Annotated in this window: 1 pseudogene; it reads left to right on the plus strand. The window is 29.2% G+C overall.

Annotated features, from left to right (window positions below):
- Positions 1-552, plus strand: a pseudogene (locus AWT65_RS06780) (hypothetical protein); the annotation flags it as partial.

Below are 552 nucleotides of genomic sequence, written 5' to 3' on the forward strand. Positions count from 1 at the left end.
AACAGAATATGCAAAAGTAGATGCTTCTAATTTAGATAAAACTAATGAAACAACAAATAGAGATAAATGGATTAATAAATTAGGAACAGAAAAAATAAGCGAAACAATTACAGAAAATGCAGATAAAGGTAAATTAACAACAGAAAAAGCAGTAAAAGATTATGTAAAACAAGAAATCGATACTGTTAATAAGAATATAGGAAATAATACTATTGCATATAAAGCAAATAGTGGTGATTCAAAAACTACATCATTAACAACTGGATTTGATTTCACATCTAATGACTTAGAAATAAAGACTGAAGATAATGGAAAAGTTACATTTAACTTAACAGATACAGTAAAGAATAGTCTAAATGGTAAAGGCAACGATGGAAGAGATGGAAAAACTGGAGATAGTAGTGCAGGTTCAAAGGGCTTAACAGGAAATGATGGACTAAATGGAAAAGACCTAACAACTAAGGTAAATGCACTAAGAAATGGTGAAGCAGGAACAGTAGTCTATACAGATAAAGATGGAAATAGATTAGTAAAAGCTAATGATGGTAAATA

This window comes from Sneathia sanguinegens (assembly GCF_001517935.1).
Lineage (GTDB): Bacteria > Fusobacteriota > Fusobacteriia > Fusobacteriales > Leptotrichiaceae > Sneathia > Sneathia sanguinegens.